Source organism: Yersinia bercovieri ATCC 43970 (genome assembly GCF_013282745.1).
Taxonomy (GTDB): domain Bacteria; phylum Pseudomonadota; class Gammaproteobacteria; order Enterobacterales; family Enterobacteriaceae; genus Yersinia; species Yersinia bercovieri.
Genome location: NZ_CP054044.1, coordinates 3,587,022 through 3,604,311 on the forward strand (window position 1 = coordinate 3,587,022; position 17,290 = coordinate 3,604,311).

Genomic DNA, 17,290 nt, shown 5'->3' on the forward strand with positions numbered 1-17,290 from the left:
CTCCTTAGAATAAGTTGGATTGATTTTTAAGCAGGTTTTCCACATCTTTATCGACTCTGATCTGGATTTCATGCTCAATCTTGACGTTCATATTGATAGTGATAGGTTTTTCCGGAGTCGCTACCTCGAGGCGCACACAGCCACTGAGTAGCAAAATACCCAGAGCCATCGCCATACGTTCCCCTGTCAAGATCTTCATTCCTTCGTCCTCGCCGGTGTGGCTGTTGGTTGTATTGAAAGCGTTTGTTGTAACCACTCTTGTAAATTGTCACCAAAACGCAAGCTGCGCCAGAGTTGGAAGACATTTTCCTGATGTTGATAGTTCAAGATGACCGCACGTTTGGCATTTTTCTGCGTATTCACACCATGAATTTTCGAACTTAGCGTTAATTGACCTAGATTATCAAGATCCACTTTGGCATACGATTGATAAATCTCCATATAGCGTAGCCAGTCGATCGCCGCGCCAGCGGCAATATTGCTGTCACCGATTTGGTTAGCCAGATCCTGATCCAGACGCAGTGTCACCATGCCGTCGTTCGCCATCCAGCCATGGCGCACCAGCCATTGTGGATTGTTGAGATACAGTGGCAGCTCACCATTCACTCTACCTGACATCGCAAACTGTTTTGGCTTTAGTACGGTAAAGAGTTCGCTAAGATCGATGGCGGTTAATTTCAGCACCGCGGCATCATGTTGCGGCAAGCGCAAAGCAGACAAACTCATATGCCCCTGCAGAATATCCATGCCCACATTGCTTAGCGTCAATGGGGCCTCCTCTGAATAGGGGTAACTACCCTGTAAATCGGCGGTAATATTGCGCATGTCAAACAGATTGGTGAGCGAGGCAATGCGCAGCATCACCGGCTGTTTGGCCCCCAACTGCCAGCGGTGATCTTGCAAGCGGTAGGACATCACAAAATCCAGCCCACTTAGCTCACCATCTTTTAACCACATCCCGCCCCGCTTGACTACCCAGTGGCCACCGGCGGTAAAACCTTGCTCACGGGCTGCCGAGAAAGCCGCTTGAGCATAGAACTCCCCATCACGCAGCTTAATGCCTAGCTCTTGTGATATCAGCGGCTGGAATACCTTTAACGACTGTTTCGGCCACCAAGCTTCACCACGTAAGCGCTCGCCATCCCAGCGACCACTTAGCGGGATCGGGCCAATCGCCTGCGCCTGTAGTTTCCCCTGCCACAAGAAGCTCTCCGGGTCACGACCATTGAGTTGCAGCGACAATACCGCCGGGGGCAGATAACCGCCGCCGTCACTGAATGCAACTTTTTTCGCCCCCAACTCAAAACCGGCAATAAAGGCGGGGTGGTGATGATCCCGCTGCCAGCTCAGAGGTTTGACCAAGGTCAGCCGTGGGGCTTCAACTTTCACCAATCCATACTGTAAGCGGTCAAATCCGGTCGAGAGTTTATCCAGAGTGATCAATGTATCCTGCCAGCGCCCTTTGCCGCTGACATCCCAACGCGCCGCCAGCGGCGGTAGTTGACCACTGCCCCAATAGCGCCACTGCCACTGGCCTTTATCTGGCCAGAAATCCTGCGCCTGACCATCCAAATGCAAATTGAAACTGCCCCAGTAGCTATCCTGTGCATCGACAATGGCCTGTAGACGCCCCGTGACACCGGCGGAGGTCACTTTTACCCCCGCCAGAGGCCAACGGGCATCCCTTATCCGCAATTCTGGTGTGACATTACCGTGGGCGCGCAGCAAAGCGCCGGGGTGCAATACCCAGGTTGGATTGAGCACCGAACCGCTGAGAACACCGGGGATAGTGGCATTCAGCACCATAGTCTCCAGATTGGCCTGCCCGCTGAGCTGGAAGATTAAGTCGCTGTTGGTTAGACTCAAATTGCCTGGCCCGAGGGTCAGTACCGCATTGCCCTTACCACTTTGGCCGGAGGTGACAACATTGATGCGCGCATCCACCGAGGTTTGATCCAACCCCTGATCCCAGTCATGTAGCGTCAGATTAATACCACCACTCAGCGGTTGCTGGGCATAGGGCCACTGCCACTGTCCACCAGCAATTTGAATTTGATTGGCTGATACACGCCACGGCAACCGCGCCAGCGGGGCGTCGTCACCGCGCTCAGTGAGGGTTAGCACCCCTTGCTGCTGTTGCCAACTCAGGTTCAGTAACAGCGGTTTGGAGAGATAGCCGGTGGTCAATACGCCGTCAAGCGCCCCCTGCTCAGGCCAATCATCCAGCGACAGTGGAATTTTAATCTTGCCGCTAAGTTCAAACGGCTGCGGAGTGCCGGGCACCGCAATTGAGAATTGATGCAGGCTAAGCTGCTGATTTTCATCCAGTATCGCGGCAAAGCTCAATTGTTGGCCCTGATAGCGCAACTCTTGACTAAACTTCTGCTGTGGGCGAGCGCTATCTTGGCTCGATGAGGTGAGGGTCAATTTACCGGCATATTGCTGCCACGGCGTAATCTGTAAATTGGCGATATCGAGATCCAGCACCGAAAGCTGCTGCTGCCAGTAGGCTAAATCTTGCGGTGCGCGCTCGCCACTGCTCGGTAATTGACTCAGGCAGGCGGTATCCAGCGCCACCTGACTGGCCGCCACTTGCCAGCGGCCTTGGTGGTAACCCAGCCTCAGGGCATCGATATTGGCGAGTGTGCAATCTTGTACCCGATAGCGCAGTTGCGGGAGCTGCAATGCGCCATCTTGCCACACCGGCGGGCTAGCTAAGGTGAGTTGGCTCCCTTCCGGCAACCAGTATTGGGCGATTTTCGGTAACCACTGCGGCAGGGTTTTCCATAACGCGATCAGAGAAATTGCGCTGATCAATAACAACCAACCCACTATTTTTGCGCATTTAGTCATGACTTGCCCTGTTTTATCACCGCGCTGACTCACGGTGTGCTTTAATCTCACTAATCTAAACTGCAATCTCGATAATCTAAGCTGCTGCAAGATACCACAATATAGCGTGATACCCTTGTAGCTCGAATATCACTGTTGCCATTGAAAACTGGAATAAAAACCTGACTTTTTTGGCATGAAAAAGTGACAACTGCTCTCCTTAGCTTATTGTTGCGGCAAATTGTATGATTTATTCAAATCTGTTAGATTGATCACACTATTTTGGCGGAGAAATCACGATGAAATTAGCCGTTTACAGTACTAAACAGTATGACCGCAAATACCTCGAGTTGGTCAACAAAGATTTTGGCTTTGAATTAGAGTTTTTCGATTTTCTGTTATCGCCGAAAACCGCAAAGATGGCGGCGGGCTGTGACGCAGTCTGTCTCTTCGTCAATGATGATGCTTGTCGCGCTACCCTGGAAGAGCTGAAGAGTGTCGGGGTCGAGATTCTGGCACTGCGCTGCGCGGGCTTCAATAACGTCGATCTGGAAGCGGCGAAGGAGCTGGGCATTCAGGTGGTGCGGGTTCCCGCCTACTCACCGGAAGCCGTTGCTGAACATACCGTCGGCATGATGTTGAGCCTCAACCGCCGCATTCACCGCGCCTATCAGCGCACCCGTGATGCTAACTTCTCGCTGGAGGGTTTGATTGGCTTCAATATGCACAATCGCACGGCGGGGATTATCGGCACCGGTAAAATTGGTGTCGCCACCATGCGTATCCTGAAAGGGTTTGGTATGCGTCTGCTGGCCTTCGATCCCTACCCAAGTGCACAAGCGCTGGAGTTGGGCGCGGAGTATGTGGATCTCAAAACCTTATATGCCGAATCTGATGTTATCTCGCTACACTGCCCGATGACCCCAGAGAACCACCATCTGCTGAATAAGCAATCATTTGACCAAATGAAAGATGGCGTGATGATCATCAATACCAGCCGTGGGGGTTTGATCGATTCGGTGGCCGCCATTGAAGCGCTGAAACAGCAAAAAATTGGCGCACTCGGTATGGATGTGTATGAAAATGAACGCGATCTGTTCTTTGAAGACAAATCCAATGACGTGATTCAGGATGACGTTTTCCGCCGCCTCTCTTCATGTCATAACGTGTTATTTACTGGCCATCAGGCATTTTTAACCGAAGAAGCGCTGACCAGTATTTCTGCCACCACCATGCAGAATATTGCTCAGTTAAAAAAGGGTGAACCTTGCCCGAATATCATTACCGTTTGATATCATTACCGCCTGATTAACTATAGCGGCGCGGCCCATGGAGGGGCCTAATAGTGGCATCCCGATGAGCTGGCATCCGTTAGCGACTTGGGCAAGCACCACGCATCAACGCCCACTCCTCGCACCGCTTACCATCGGGCAACTGACACATCCCGACACTACTGCCATTTAGTTGCTTAGCCAGGGTTAATACACCCCCGGCATTGGCACAATTGAGTGACGCGGGATTAGCCATGCTGACATTAGTGTGGGCACTGGTGGCCTGCTGCACTGGCTCATAAGCATTGTTGTTTGATACGGTATCGGTAGGATCATTGCTGCTGCAAGCGGCTAAAAAAAACACGGCGCCACCGACAAACCAAGATAATAAATTCATTCTTTTGCTCCGGCATAAGAGATATATAGCGCTATAATTGGCTTATATAATATCTGTTATCATTAAAACACAACACAAATAAGCATAAATACCCTCATTTAATTTAGCTTAGCATAAAGCGAATAGCCTAATTATCAGGGTATCTTGCCGCCTAAATGTTGAGAAAGTGATTAAATTGATATTAATCAGATAGAGAATCAGCGACCTAGAGTTGATACAAAATAAAAGGGAATAATGATGATTACTGATCTACTGCTACGAATTACCCTGGCGGGAGCGCTAGGTGGGTTAATTGGTTTTGAACGTCAATTGCGGGCTAAAGAGGCCGGGTTACGCACCCATATTCTGGTGGGTATTGGCAGTGCCATGTTTATGATCGTGTCAAAATATGGTTTTGAGGATCTATTGACACTGGAACACGTCAGCTTTGACCCCAGCCGTGTAGCAGCACAAGTCGTCAGCGGCATGGGGTTCCTTGGTGCCGGGACCATCATGATTCAAAAGCAGATGGTAAAAGGGCTAACCACCGCCGCCGGAATGTGGGTCACTGCCGCTATCGGTCTGGTGATTGGTAGCGGACTTTATGAAATTGGGATTTATGGCACGCTAGTGACACTGGTGGTGCTGGAGATCTTCCGCCAATTAAGTAACCGACTGATCGGTCAGCACCATTTTGTCTCTATTAAGCTGCTGTCGGAGAGTGTCCCGCGTATTTTGGTGGCTCTGCAAAAACTACAGCTACAACCCATTAATCTGTCAGTCACTCAAAAACATGAAAAAGGGGAAATTGACTGTGAACTCACCATGGAAGTGATGCTGTCACCGAAAAAGAACCTGCACGAGATTTATGAAAAATTATTGGCTATCGAGGGAATACATAAATTAGATATCAGATAATTGATCTATTAATCGATAACCCAGTTTATTGATCTCTGCGTTACCGCTAACCCGCGATAGCGCAGAGATATAAAGTGGATATGTGCTCCCCGTCTCCACCCTCTCTTATTAATGCATCGGTGTTTTGGATAATAAATTAATCACCAGCACGCCGGCAATAATCAGCGTCATACCCGCAATCGCCGCCCAATCCAGTTTTTGCTGATAGAGAAAAGTGGCGGCAACTGACACCAAAACAATCCCCAATCCTGACCAAATGGCATAAGCAATGCCCAATGGCATAGTTTTTACCACCTGCGAAAGCCCCCAAAAAGCAATACCATAGCCAATCACCACCACCACCGAGGGCACCAGGCGGGTAAAACCCTCGGAGGCTTTCAACATCGTGGTTGCCACCACCTCGGCCACAATTGCCATCAATAAATACATGAAACCGTTCATGGCTACTCTCTCATTTCACTATTGAGCTGACATTATGCCCACCCAGGTGTAAATGGTCATTAACTCCCGCTCTGCTTCACAATTATTTCACAAATATCCCCATTCAGCCGCCCCCGCTTATTCCTTGCCAGCTTATCGCCACACAAATGCGATAACTGGCAAAAATGCGCTCTGCTAGAATTTTGCTATTAGTTCAAATAATCCGTTAACGGTCAGATACGCCCAATATCCATTTTCTATGCATGACACCTGTTCTCTGCATAATAAGCAATGTGAAGGTACAAATTAATGATTACAACTGATGGTAACAGTGCCGTCGCTTCTGTAGCCTATCGTGCCAGTGAAGTGATTGCTATCTACCCTATTACGCCAAGTTCCACCATGGCCGAACAAGCTGATGCCTGGTCGGGTGACGGCAAAGTGAATATCTGGGGGGATGTGCCCCGCGTAGTGGAGATGCAGTCGGAAGGTGGGGCCATCGCCACCGTACATGGCGCACTGCAAACCGGCGCACTGTCGACCTCCTTTACCTCCTCGCAGGGATTGCTGTTGATGATCCCCACACTGTACAAATTGGCCGGCGAGCTGACCCCCTTTGTGCTCCATGTGGCCGCCCGCACCATTGCAACCCACGCGCTGTCAATTTTTGGTGACCACTCCGATGTCATGGCGGTGCGCCAGACCGGTTGCGCCCTGCTGTGTGCCAGCAGCGTGCAGGAAGCGCAGGATTTTGCTCTAATTTCTCAAGTGGCGACACTTAATAGCCGCATTCCTTTTATTCATTTCTTTGATGGTTTTCGCACCTCCCATGAAATCAATAAAATTGTCCCTCTCAGTGATGACACCCTGCGCCAGCTACTGCCGCAAAAAGGGATCGACGCTCACCGCAGCCGCGCGCTTTCGCCGGATCATCCAGTGGTGCGCGGCACGTCAGCCAACCCTGACACCTATTTCCAATCCCGTGAGGCCACTAACCCCTGGTATAACCAGACATATCAGCATGTTGCCGATGCCATGCAGGCGTTTGCTGAAGCAACCGGGCGCGAATATCAGCCATTTGAATATTACGGCCACCCACAAGCTGATCGTGTGATTATTCTGATGGGTTCCGCTATCGGCACCTGTGAAGAGGTGATTGATAGTTTGCTGACCCGTGGCGAGAGAGTCGGCGTGTTGAAGGTGCGCTTATTCCGCCCCTTCTCTGCTGAACATTTGCTGAGTGTATTGCCGCCATCGGCGACAAAAATTGCAGTGCTGGATCGCACCAAAGAGCCGGGAGCCTTAGCGGAGCCGCTCTATCTTGATGTCATGACGGCATTGGCGGAGGCTTATAGCCGTGGTGAACGCGCCACCTTGCCGAAGGTGATTGGTGGCCGCTATGGTCTATCCTCCAAAGAGTTTGGCCCCGATTGTGCACTCGCCATTTTCCAAGAGCTGTGCCTGGATCTACCGCGTCCGCGCTTCACGGTAGGGATTTTTGATGACGTGACCGGTCTGTCACTGCCACTGAGTGATGAGACAATCGAACAGCGGGCCACACTGGAAGCGCTATTTTATGGCCTCGGCAGTGACGGCTCTGTCTCGGCGACCAAAAACAGTATCAAAATTATCGGCAACAGCACCCCGCTCTATGCGCAGGGCTATTTTGTTTACGACTCGAAAAAGGCCGGCGGCCTGACGGTCTCACACTTGCGCGTCAGCGAAACGCCGATCAACTCCGCATATTTGGTCAGTCACGCCGATTTTGTCGGCTGCCACCAATTGCAGTTTATCGATATCTACCAAATGGCTGAACGACTGAAGCCCGGCGGTATTTTTCTGATTAATACGCCTTTTAGCGCCGATGAAATGTGGCCGCGACTGCCGCAGGAAGTTCAGGCGGTGCTGCATCAGCGCAATGCGCGTCTGTTTGTGATTAATGCCGCGAAAATCGCCCGTGAATGCAAGCTGGGTGCGCGCATCAATACCGTGATGCAGATGGCGTTCTTCCATCTGACACAAATCCTGCCCAGCGCGATGGCGCAAGAGCAGTTACGCACCGCCATTGAACGCAGCTACAGCAATAAGGGGCCAGAAATTGTCACCCGCAACTGGCAGGCGCTGGATGCCACGCTGGCAGCACTGGTGGAAATTCCGCTGCAACCTATTAATGAGCACAGCCCGATGCGCCCGCCTATTGTCTCCGATCAGGCGCCCGATTTTGTCAAAACCGTCACCGCAACCATGTTGGCAGGTCTGGGTGATGCGCTGCCGGTCTCCGCCTTCCCGCCCGATGGCACTTGGCCGCTGGGCACCACAGCCTGGGAAAAACGTAATATCGCGGAAAATATCCCTATCTGGCAGCCCGACCTCTGTACCCAATGTAACCATTGTGTCGCCGCCTGCCCGCACTCGGCAATCCGCGCCAAAGTGATACCACCGGATGCAATGGCTGGTGCACCAGAGAGCCTACAATCATTGGATGTTAAAGCGCGCGATATGCGCGGACAAAAATATGTGCTGCAAGTCGCGCCAGAGGATTGCACCGGATGCAACCTGTGCTACGAAGTCTGCCCGGCGAAAGATCGCCAAAACCCTGAAATCAGAGCCATCAACATGAAACCACGGCTGGAGCATCTGGTGGCAGAGAGAGGCCACTATGACTTCTTCCTCCAGTTGCCGGAGATCGATAAAACGCAAATGGAGCGCATTGATATCCGCACCTCACAGCTGATTTCGCCGCTGTTTGAGTACTCCGGCGCCTGTTCCGGTTGCGGTGAAACCCCCTACATTAAGTTGCTGACGCAGTTATATGGCGACCGCCTGTTGATTGCCAATGCCACCGGTTGCTCCTCCATTTATGGCGGCAACTTGCCGACCACCCCCTATACCACCAATGCCGAGGGCCGAGGGCCGGCATGGGCTAACTCGCTGTTTGAAGATAACGCCGAGTTTGGTTTGGGCTTCCGCCTGACGGTTGATCAACATCGCCAACGTGTCACTCGCTTGATCAATGAGCTGGCCCGCCAACTGCCGCCGGAGTTGGTCACGCAATTGCTCCATGAGGAGGCCCCTCCTGAAGTTCGCCGCCAGCAGGTGATGCAACTGCGCCAGTTGTTAGTGGATATTCCCGGCAGTGATGCGCAGCAATTAGCCACCGACGCCGATTATCTGGTGGATAAATCTATCTGGCTAATTGGCGGCGACGGCTGGGCCTATGACATCGGTTTTGGCGGCCTTGACCACGTGCTGAGCCTGACAGAAAACGTCAATGTGCTGGTGCTGGACACCCAATGCTACTCCAACACCGGCGGTCAGCAATCCAAAGCCACGCCACTGGGCGCTGTCACTAAATTTGGTGAGCATGGAAAACGCAAGGCGCGCAAAGATTTAGGCGTCAGCATGATGATGTACGGCCATGTTTATGTGGCACAGATCTCCCTCGGCGCACAGCTCAATCAAACGGTGAAAGCCATTCAGGAAGCGGAAGCCTACCCCGGCCCATCACTGATTATCGCCTACAGTCCTTGTGAGGAGCACGGCTACGATCTGGCCTACAGCCATGATCAGATGAAACAATTAACCGCCACCGGTTTCTGGCCGCTATATCGTTTCGATCCGCGCCGCACAGCAGAGGGTAAAGCCGCCCTGGCGCTGGACTCTCGCCCACCGAGCAGCGACCTGACTACCACGCTGCTTAAGGAGCAACGCTTCCGCCGACTCAATACCCAAGAGCCAGAGGTTGCCGCGCAGCTGTATGCCGCCGCCGAGGAAGACCTAAAAAGACGCTATGATTTCCTGAGCTTGCTGGCTGGCAAAGCAGAGATAGCGCCAACCGAGTGATAAGTTAATCCGCAAAAATAACCAGCCAGTCAGCTTTCACTGACTGGCTTTTTAGTGACGGAAAACTATTACTAATTAAAGACTATAAATTTTCGCCATTGGTGCTAATAACATCTTGATACCAATAGAAGCTTTTTTTGCGGTAGCGCTCCAGGGTGCCATTGCCGTCATTATCCTGATCAACATAAATGAAACCGTAACGTTTATTCATTTCTGACGTTGATGCGCTAATAAGATCAATAGGAGCCCATGAGGTGTAGCCCATCAATTCGACCCCATCCTTAACCGCCTCTTTCATCTCTTTTAAATGAGAACGGAAGAACTCAATACGATAATCATCATTGATTTGATGGTTTTCATCAATCTGATCGACAGCACCCATGCCATTCTCCACCACAAATAGTGGGATCTGATAGCGGTCGTACATATCATTTAATGCAATACGCAAGCCAATGGGGTCAATTTGCCAGTCCCAGTCGGTCGTTTTCAAGTAGGGGTTTTTAACGCCACCGGCAATATTCCCCCCCACTTTATCCATCTTGTCAGCATTAACACTGGTGACCAGTGACATGTAGTAGCTGAATGAGAGGAAATCAACAGTATGTTGTTGCAGGATCTCCTCATCACCCGGTTGCATGACGATATTAATGCCTTTTTCTGCAAAGCGGCGCGTCATGTGGCGTGGATAGCGACCGCGGATTTGCACATCAGAGAAGAAATAGTTTAGCTGGTTTTCCTGATAAGCCAGTAATACATCTTCTGGCGCACAACTTTCCGGATAAGTCAGTAAACGAGTCAGCATACAACCTATTTTGGCATCAGGCGAAATTCGCTTACAGTGTTTAACTGCTAATGCGCTGGCAACGAATTGGTGGTGCAACGCTTGATAAATAATTGATTCAACTTCATCTGCTGGGAAACGCTCAGTGACAATCCCACCAGAGGTAAATGGATGGCGAATTAAGCTGTCGATTTCATTAAAGGTTAGCCAATATTTTACTTTCTCTTGATAGCGCTCTAAAACTGTTATAGCGAACTTCTCAAATAGATCGACCGTGATCCGATTACTCCAGCCGCCATAATGATTAACCAGATAGATAGGCATTTCATAATGTGAAAGCGTGACTAAGGGTTCAATCCCATTGTTGCGCATTTCATCAAACAGTTCATCGTAAAAACGCAAGCCCTCTTCATTGGGCTGCTCTTCAATACCATTAGGATAAATACGCGTCCAGGCAATGGAGACTCGCAATACTTTGAAGTTCATCTCGGCAAACAGAGCAATATCTTGCTTATAACGATGATAAAAATCGATACCCCGGCGTTTTGGATAGTTGCTGGCATCCTGAGTGGCAATAGCTTCTTCTATTTGCTGGTTACTGATTTTATAATGTTTCTCATACTCTTCGCGTTTAAGATCTTTTTTATGAATTGCCATGTCAGCAGTAGATAATCCTTTGCCACCGACATTCCAGCCCCCCTCAACCTGATTCGCGGCAACCGCACCACCCCACAGAAAACCCTTCGGGAAACCTTTGATCACTGAATCTGTCATTTTATCTCTCCAACGTCTATTTAAGCTAAAGCAGGAAGCACAGTAATTAATGTATTGCTACGATCAGCACACTCATTTTCAGTTGCCAGAATATTTCTATAATCGTCAGTATTAGCAATGACAATCGGCGTGGTCATATCAAAATCCCTGGTGATTAACTCATCAAGGTCGAATGTCAAAAGCAATTGCCCTTTGGTGATAAAGTCACCCTCATTAATATGACTATTGAAAAGCTCACCATTTAATTTAACGGTATCTATGCCGACATGAATTAAAATCTCCACCCCCTCCTCAGAAACAATACCAATGGCATGATTGGTGTGAAATAGTTTTGATACAACACCATTCACCGGTGAATATACCGCCCCTTCCGAGGGGTAAATAGCAATACCCTTACCCATTATTTCGCTGGCGAAAACACCATCTTTAACATCTGTTAAGGGAACTATTTTTCCATTAAGCGGCGCTGATAATAAAATCCCAGCCAGCCCTGCGGGAGGGTTATCATGTATGGCCGGGCTGTTTGATGTACTGTTTGATATAGGCGCTACGACGGCTTCATCTATTTGCTCATCAAAACCCAAGAGATAAGTCAATATCGTAGAGAGCGCAAAAGCCATTGAAATGCCAATAACATAATAAGCGAAGGTATTCGTCATAAATGCAGGCAGCGTAGTCAGTGCCGGGAAAACATACGCCATTACTGTGGTGCCCATGGCGCCAACAAATCCACCAGCAATGGTTCCGGCAATAAGAGACGCAATCAATGGACGTTTATATTTTATCGAAATACCGTAAACAATCGGCTCAGTCACCCCAGCAAAAAGCGCCGGAACCATGGTGGACAGAGCAAAGGATTTTAATTTCTTATCTTTGGTTTTAAGGAATACACCGAATGCCGCACCAGCCGAAGCAAATGTGGCGGTGGCCGCAGCGGGCTTAATAGTATCGAAACCATGTAGTGCCAGATTATTTAGCATTACCGGCACTAAGCCCCAGTGTAAACCGAACATAACCAACAGTGTCCAGCCGCCACCAATAATAGCCCCCGTTAGCATACCGCTGACATTGTTCATATATGCAATGCCGGCACCAATACCATCCCCTAGATAGACCCCAATCGGCCCGACAGCAATGACAATCACCGGCACCATAATTAATAAGCCCAGCATCGGCACCGCAATCATTTCAATACTTTGATGGATGAAGCGTTTTAAAAATCGTTCGAGATAGGAGTAAGCCCAGACGGCGAGTATGGCCGGAATAAGGGTTGATGAGTACTTCATCAGAACCACCGGAATACCCATAAAATCAACAATATCACCTGGATTTTTCATCAATCCGGTAAATGTAGGTTCGAGTAGCGCTCCGACAATTGCCACTGACACAAAGGGGTGAGCATTAAACGATTTTGCACATGAGAAGGCCAATAGTAGTGGCAGGAAATAAAATACACTGTTACTGGCCGCCGCCAGAATTTTATATGTACTCCCTGTCGGATCAATAAAATGGTAGGTAGATAAGATAACCAGCAATGCCTTTAACATACCGGCCCCGGCTAATGCCGGCACGATGGGCACCAAAATTGAGGACATCTTATTAAAGACTCGGCCAACTATATTGCCTTTTCTTTCAGTTGGGTGAGCATCGGCAGAGGAGGTGTCGCCTTTAATGCCAAACTCATCAATAATCACATTGTAGACTTTGGTCACATCATTACCAATAACAACCTGGTATTGACCATTACTTTCAACCGCTAAAATGACACCATCCAGCTTATCCAATACGGATTTATTGAATTTCTTTGCATCTCTGAGTGAAAATCTTAAACGTGTAATGCAGTGAGTTAGAGAAACAATATTGTCTTTCCCACCTACATGCTCAATTATTTCCCCAGCCAGCTGCTTATATGCACTCATGGGATAACCTCAATTAAATTAATAACCGATTGAATCCATTTATTTCTATGGATAAAGTGTTTAAATTAGTTTTCTACTAATAAATTGTTTAGATTGATTTTCTCACATGCTCAATATGGATAGAGAGAAACATCATTTCGTCATCTGTTAATGCTCGCCCATAGTCATGCTCAATAAATTTATCTATCTTTTTCGCACAAGCATAAGAGACAGCATACTTTTCTGCCACAATATCATGTAGCGAGTTATCATTGGTGGCAACATAGGTGTTGCTTAATAATCGATGTGAAAAGAATTTTAAGTGAGTTACAAAACGCTGAAAGTTAATTGACTCTTCTTCATATTCAATATTGAAGTGATATTTGACGATATTTAAAATATCCTGAATAACTTTTGACACATTTTCTATGTCAGGCATGGTGCCATCTTTTTGCGAGTTTAATAGGTGTAGAGCAATAAACCCCGCTTCATCCTCTGCCAACTCGATATTGAGTTTCTGCTTAATATTAGCCAATGCAGATACGCCAATAATAAACTCATTGCGGTAAAGGCGCTTGATATCCCAAAGCAGCATATTTCTGACATGAACGCCCTGCTTTGTCCGTTCAATAGCAAAACTTATATGATCAAGCAAGGAGGCATAAACACTTTTATGAATTTTTCTATCTAACCGAGTCGTGGCTTGTTTGACAATTTCCAGCACGATATCAAACAACGCCTCAGGAACATCCTGAAAAGCATCATTTGCCTTACCAAAGCTATTTTCTTCATCAAGACGAAATATCTTTTGAATGCAGGCATCATCGACAAGGTCACTGCTCTTTTTATTGAATCCGACACCTTTGCCAATAACAACGCACTCTTTCCCACTAAAATCGTGCGCGACAACAACATTGTTATTCAGAACTCTTTGTATTCGCATATTCCACCCAAAAAAAAAGGCAAAACTTAAAAGAGTTCATTCTCTTTTAGGTTTTGCCTGCTCTGACACAGTAACAATCCGTTGAATGCACTACATCATAAAGAGTGAGTTGTGGCAAGTTACGATAATAATTCGTCCCTCTTTTGTGAGCCATTTCACAACCCATATGGCAGAACTCGCCACCGGCGCAAACAACCGCAGCACTGCGCCCTAGATGAAAACAGTAATATATATGCCTGTTGAATGATAAACTTATGCCATAGCAACAATGCCCTGCCATGCCCCTAACTGAATATGAGTCACGAACAAATGCAAGATAAACAAGTGGTTAATCAAAAAATTCAATACGATTTGAACAAATTACAAAAACGTTTGCGCCGTAATGTCGGTCAGGCGATTGCTGATTTTAATATGATTGAAGAGGGTGACCGGGTGATGGTCTGCCTTTCTGGGGGCAAAGACAGCTATACCATGCTGGATATTTTGCAAAGCCTGCAAAAAAGCGCACCAATCAACTTCACCTTGATCGCCGTTAATCTGGATCAGAAACAGCCGGGCTTCCCGGAAGATATCCTGCCGGCTTATCTGGATAAACAGGGGGTGGAATATAAGATTGTGGAAGAGAATACCTACGGGATTGTGAAAGAGATTATTCCCGAAGGAAAAACCACCTGCTCACTCTGCTCTCGCCTGCGCCGTGGAATTTTGTACCGCACCGCCACTGAGTTAGGGGCGACCAAGATAGCTTTGGGTCATCATCGTGATGATATTCTGCAAACGCTGTTCCTGAATATGTTCTATGGCGGGAAGCTGAAAGGTATGCCACCTAAATTGATGAGCGACGACGGTAAACATATCGTCATTCGCCCACTGGCCTACTGCCGTGAGAAAGATATTGAGCGGTTTGCCGTGGCAAGAGAGTATCCGATTATTCCTTGTAACTTATGTGGTTCGCAGCCTAACCTGCAACGTCAGGTGATCAAAGATATGTTACGTGACTGGGATAAGCAGTATCCGGGTCGGATCGAAACGATGTTTAGCGCCATGCAAAATGTGGTGCCATCACACTTGAATGACCATAAATTGTTTGATTTTAAAGCTATTACCCACGACAGCGAAGTGGTTGATGGCGGTGATCTGGCGTTTGATCGCGAGGAGCTACCACTGCAACCGGTAGGCTGGCAACCGGAAAGTGATGAAGAAAATGAAAATCAGCCGCTGGTACGCCTCGACGTGGTAGAAATCAAATAAACTCCAGCAACAATCGCCTTATTCAGTTTCGTGTTTGGGATGAGGCGAGTTTTGTTTGTCTGAGTCAGTCGACTGTTTTAGCTCAAAAAAACATAAAAAAAATGCCGATGTTGAGACAACATCGGCATCGTAACAATTATGTGCTATGCAGTAATTCAAAAATAAAAGTATTACAAATATGGAGCGCAACGCCCATCGCTTGACGTTGCATTCACCTGCAAAGTGATAATGCCTGAGTCATCACCCTCAAATCTTGATATGGCTCAATTTTGCAGTGATTAACCCCTGCCTGCGCCACTCTTTTACGCCACCTATCACTGCTACTTAGAGCCATTTACTGTGCTTTAACCACCAGGCAACAGCCAAGACTAAAAGCACCAACATCATGCAAAATGTCGCAAAACCAAAAGCGTCGGTGTTACCGGGGATCCCCCCCAGGTTGACCCCAAACAAGCCGGTTAAGAAAGTGGTTGGTAAAAATACCATAGCCAGCAGCGACATAGTGTAAGTTCGCCGATTCATTGCATCCGCCATTAATGAACTAATTTCATCGGACAGCACCGCAGTCCTCGCGATGCTAGAGTCTAAATCCTCTAGACCACGCCCCAAGCGCTCTGAGATCTCCTGCATACGACGCCGATCATCATCATTCATCCACGGCAGCCGCTCACTGGCGAGCCGTGAGAAGACATCCCGCTGGGGTGCCATGTAGCGACGCAAGACAATCAACTGCTTACGCAACAGGGCCATTTGCCCACGCTGCGGGATTTTCTGTTCCAGTAAATCATCTTCAAGATCAATAATTTTATCGTGCAAATCTTCAATAAATTCGCTGGTATGGTCAGTCAGACCATCCACAATCTCCACCAGCCAATTGCCACTGTTTGTCGGGCCTGTGCCACTTTGCAAATCATTCAACACATCATCAATGGAGTAAACTTTGCGATGACGGGTTGAGACAATCAATTTATCCGTCATATAGACGCGGATAGTGACTAGCTGATCGGGGCGAGCATCATTATTAAAATTGATACCCCGCAGGGTTACCATAGTGCCATCGCCTAAGCGGGTAACCTTGGGGCGCACACTCTCACCGGCCAGTCCGTCACGCACCACCTCTGGCAGCAGTGGGGTGTTTTGCAGCCAGGCGGCACTTGCCGGGTGAGTGTAATCCAGATGCAACCAGCAAGGTTGCTCCGCAGTAGCGAGCGCATCAGGGCTAATTGACGTCACACCCCCCTTACCGTCCAACTGATAAGCATAAACTGCATCAGAGATTTGCAGTGCTTTCCCTTCGACTACATCCACAACACTATCCTCAATTCGGCATTTATCATGCAATTAGCTCAGTGTAGCGCTAGCTACCTGATCTTTAAAGGTGATGTACTCGGATAACGAATGACTAAGAATATGTAATGTTAAAGATCACGAGAGAGTAGATATTTTGATGTACAATTCGCCCCAACGGATGACAGTCATAGATTAAAGGAATATTGATTATGGAAATCAGTATCATAACATTAATGAAAGCATTGATTGGTGGCGCGGGTGCGGGGTTTGCTATGACGGGTTGCTTATCTTTCTTCATACCCGCATTAACTGTTACAGCATCCTTTGCACTCACATTTGCCGCTCTGGGGAGCGCAATAACTGCAGGGATTTATCTGAAAAATGGCTTGGTAACCTGATTTGGGTCAGTTCTCTTCTCACTGGTACTCGCCGCAAACCACCGATGAGCTAACAAGGTTCTACTGCATCATCTGTATCTCTTATATGGCAGTTCATATTGTTTGGGATTGTCTTTCAAAAAAGACACCACCATTCGCATTAGAGAACCTGCAATATAAACTGAACGAATTATATGCATCATCGACTTTTGCGACCAGCGCATTTTTCTTTTTGATGCTTTTCGATATACAAAATCCATTGAGATCTTCAGATGCATTTATCTTTCCTTTGATCATCGCGTCTCTTACAGGATTT

At 48.2% G+C, this 17,290-nt stretch carries 13 protein-coding genes; 5 read left to right on the top strand and 8 right to left on the bottom strand.

The window, feature by feature from the left end:
- Positions 1-4: 4 nt before the first annotated feature.
- On the bottom strand, positions 5-199 hold the full coding sequence (locus HRK25_RS16265; protein ID WP_032896245.1) for a YnbE family lipoprotein: 195 nt from the start codon (positions 197-199) through the stop codon (positions 5-7).
- The gene (locus tag HRK25_RS16270) at positions 196-2,853 is read right to left on the bottom strand and encodes a YdbH family protein (RefSeq protein ID WP_032896283.1); all 2,658 of its coding nucleotides are present in this window, start codon (positions 2,851-2,853) and stop codon (positions 196-198) included. The genes HRK25_RS16265 and HRK25_RS16270 overlap by 4 nt, the downstream gene beginning before the upstream one ends.
- 278 nt (positions 2,854-3,131) lie before the next feature.
- On the opposite strand from HRK25_RS16270, the gene HRK25_RS16275 reads away from it, so the two are divergent.
- Entirely contained in the window at positions 3,132-4,124 is a 993-nt protein-coding gene (locus tag HRK25_RS16275) for a 2-hydroxyacid dehydrogenase (protein ID WP_005270500.1), read from the top strand.
- A gap of 79 nt (positions 4,125-4,203) precedes the next feature.
- Here HRK25_RS16275 and HRK25_RS16280 read toward each other — a convergent pair whose 3' ends face one another.
- Complete coding sequence (locus HRK25_RS16280; protein WP_005270498.1) at positions 4,204-4,500, bottom strand: putative hemolysin; 297 nt, start codon at positions 4,498-4,500, stop codon at positions 4,204-4,206.
- A gap of 237 nt (positions 4,501-4,737) precedes the next feature.
- On the opposite strand from HRK25_RS16280, the gene HRK25_RS16285 reads away from it, so the two are divergent.
- Complete coding sequence (locus HRK25_RS16285; protein ID WP_032896243.1) at positions 4,738-5,397, top strand: MgtC/SapB family protein; 660 nt, start codon at positions 4,738-4,740, stop codon at positions 5,395-5,397.
- 108 nt (positions 5,398-5,505) lie between these two features.
- Here HRK25_RS16285 and HRK25_RS16290 read toward each other — a convergent pair whose 3' ends face one another.
- On the bottom strand, positions 5,506-5,838 hold the full coding sequence (locus HRK25_RS16290) for a DMT family transporter (RefSeq protein WP_032896240.1): 333 nt from the start codon (positions 5,836-5,838) through the stop codon (positions 5,506-5,508).
- A 288-nt stretch (positions 5,839-6,126) separates the two neighbouring features.
- Between HRK25_RS16290 and nifJ the strand changes: the two genes are divergently transcribed.
- On the top strand, positions 6,127-9,660 hold the full coding sequence (nifJ, locus tag HRK25_RS16295) for a pyruvate:ferredoxin (flavodoxin) oxidoreductase (RefSeq protein WP_005270490.1): 3,534 nt from the start codon (positions 6,127-6,129) through the stop codon (positions 9,658-9,660).
- 82 nt (positions 9,661-9,742) lie between these two features.
- Here the strand turns inward: nifJ and HRK25_RS16300 are convergent, their stop codons facing one another.
- The 3 genes from HRK25_RS16300 to licT form a co-directional block, all read right to left on the bottom strand.
- On the bottom strand, positions 9,743-11,215 hold the full coding sequence (locus HRK25_RS16300; protein WP_005270483.1) for a glycoside hydrolase family 1 protein: 1,473 nt from the start codon (positions 11,213-11,215) through the stop codon (positions 9,743-9,745).
- A gap of 20 nt (positions 11,216-11,235) precedes the next feature.
- The gene (locus tag HRK25_RS16305; RefSeq protein WP_005270480.1) at positions 11,236-13,134 is read right to left on the bottom strand and encodes a beta-glucoside-specific PTS transporter subunit IIABC; all 1,899 of its coding nucleotides are present in this window, start codon (positions 13,132-13,134) and stop codon (positions 11,236-11,238) included.
- An 88-nt stretch (positions 13,135-13,222) separates the two neighbouring features.
- Positions 13,223-14,056, bottom strand: a complete 834-nt coding sequence (gene licT, locus HRK25_RS16310; protein ID WP_005270478.1) for a BglG family transcription antiterminator LicT — start codon at positions 14,054-14,056, stop codon at positions 13,223-13,225.
- A 309-nt stretch (positions 14,057-14,365) separates the two neighbouring features.
- Between licT and ttcA the strand changes: the two genes are divergently transcribed.
- Positions 14,366-15,307 (top strand): tRNA 2-thiocytidine(32) synthetase TtcA, encoded by a 942-nt coding sequence (gene ttcA, locus HRK25_RS16315; protein WP_005270476.1) that lies wholly within the window; start codon positions 14,366-14,368, stop codon positions 15,305-15,307.
- Positions 15,308-15,631: 324 nt separating this feature from the next.
- Here the strand turns inward: ttcA and zntB are convergent, their stop codons facing one another.
- A complete protein-coding gene (zntB, locus tag HRK25_RS16320) occupies positions 15,632-16,615 on the bottom strand; it encodes a zinc transporter ZntB (RefSeq protein ID WP_005270474.1) in 984 nt (327 codons plus the stop codon).
- Between the two features lie 191 nt (positions 16,616-16,806).
- On the opposite strand from zntB, the gene HRK25_RS16325 reads away from it, so the two are divergent.
- A complete protein-coding gene (locus HRK25_RS16325) occupies positions 16,807-16,995 on the top strand; it encodes a hypothetical protein (RefSeq protein ID WP_005270473.1) in 189 nt (62 codons plus the stop codon).
- The last annotated feature ends 295 nt before the right edge of the window (positions 16,996-17,290 follow it).

Excerpts from the sequence above, each read along its gene's own strand:
- HRK25_RS16265 (WP_032896245.1), bottom strand. The coding sequence starts at position 199 with ATGAAGATCTTGACAGGGGAACGTATGGCGATGGCTCTGGGTATTTTG.
- HRK25_RS16270 (WP_032896283.1), bottom strand. The coding sequence starts at position 2,853 with ATGACTAAATGCGCAAAAATAGTGGGTTGGTTGTTATTGATCAGCGCA.
- HRK25_RS16275 (WP_005270500.1), top strand. The coding sequence starts at position 3,132 with ATGAAATTAGCCGTTTACAGTACTAAACAGTATGACCGCAAATACCTC.
- HRK25_RS16280 (WP_005270498.1), bottom strand. The coding sequence starts at position 4,500 with ATGAATTTATTATCTTGGTTTGTCGGTGGCGCCGTGTTTTTTTTAGCC.
- HRK25_RS16285 (WP_032896243.1), top strand. The coding sequence starts at position 4,738 with ATGATTACTGATCTACTGCTACGAATTACCCTGGCGGGAGCGCTAGGT.
- HRK25_RS16290 (WP_032896240.1), bottom strand. The coding sequence starts at position 5,838 with ATGAACGGTTTCATGTATTTATTGATGGCAATTGTGGCCGAGGTGGTG.
- nifJ (WP_005270490.1), top strand. The coding sequence starts at position 6,127 with ATGATTACAACTGATGGTAACAGTGCCGTCGCTTCTGTAGCCTATCGT.
- HRK25_RS16300 (WP_005270483.1), bottom strand. The coding sequence starts at position 11,215 with ATGACAGATTCAGTGATCAAAGGTTTCCCGAAGGGTTTTCTGTGGGGT.
- HRK25_RS16305 (WP_005270480.1), bottom strand. The coding sequence starts at position 13,134 with ATGAGTGCATATAAGCAGCTGGCTGGGGAAATAATTGAGCATGTAGGT.
- licT (WP_005270478.1), bottom strand. The coding sequence starts at position 14,056 with ATGCGAATACAAAGAGTTCTGAATAACAATGTTGTTGTCGCGCACGAT.
- ttcA (WP_005270476.1), top strand. The coding sequence starts at position 14,366 with ATGCAAGATAAACAAGTGGTTAATCAAAAAATTCAATACGATTTGAAC.
- HRK25_RS16325 (WP_005270473.1), top strand. The coding sequence starts at position 16,807 with ATGGAAATCAGTATCATAACATTAATGAAAGCATTGATTGGTGGCGCG.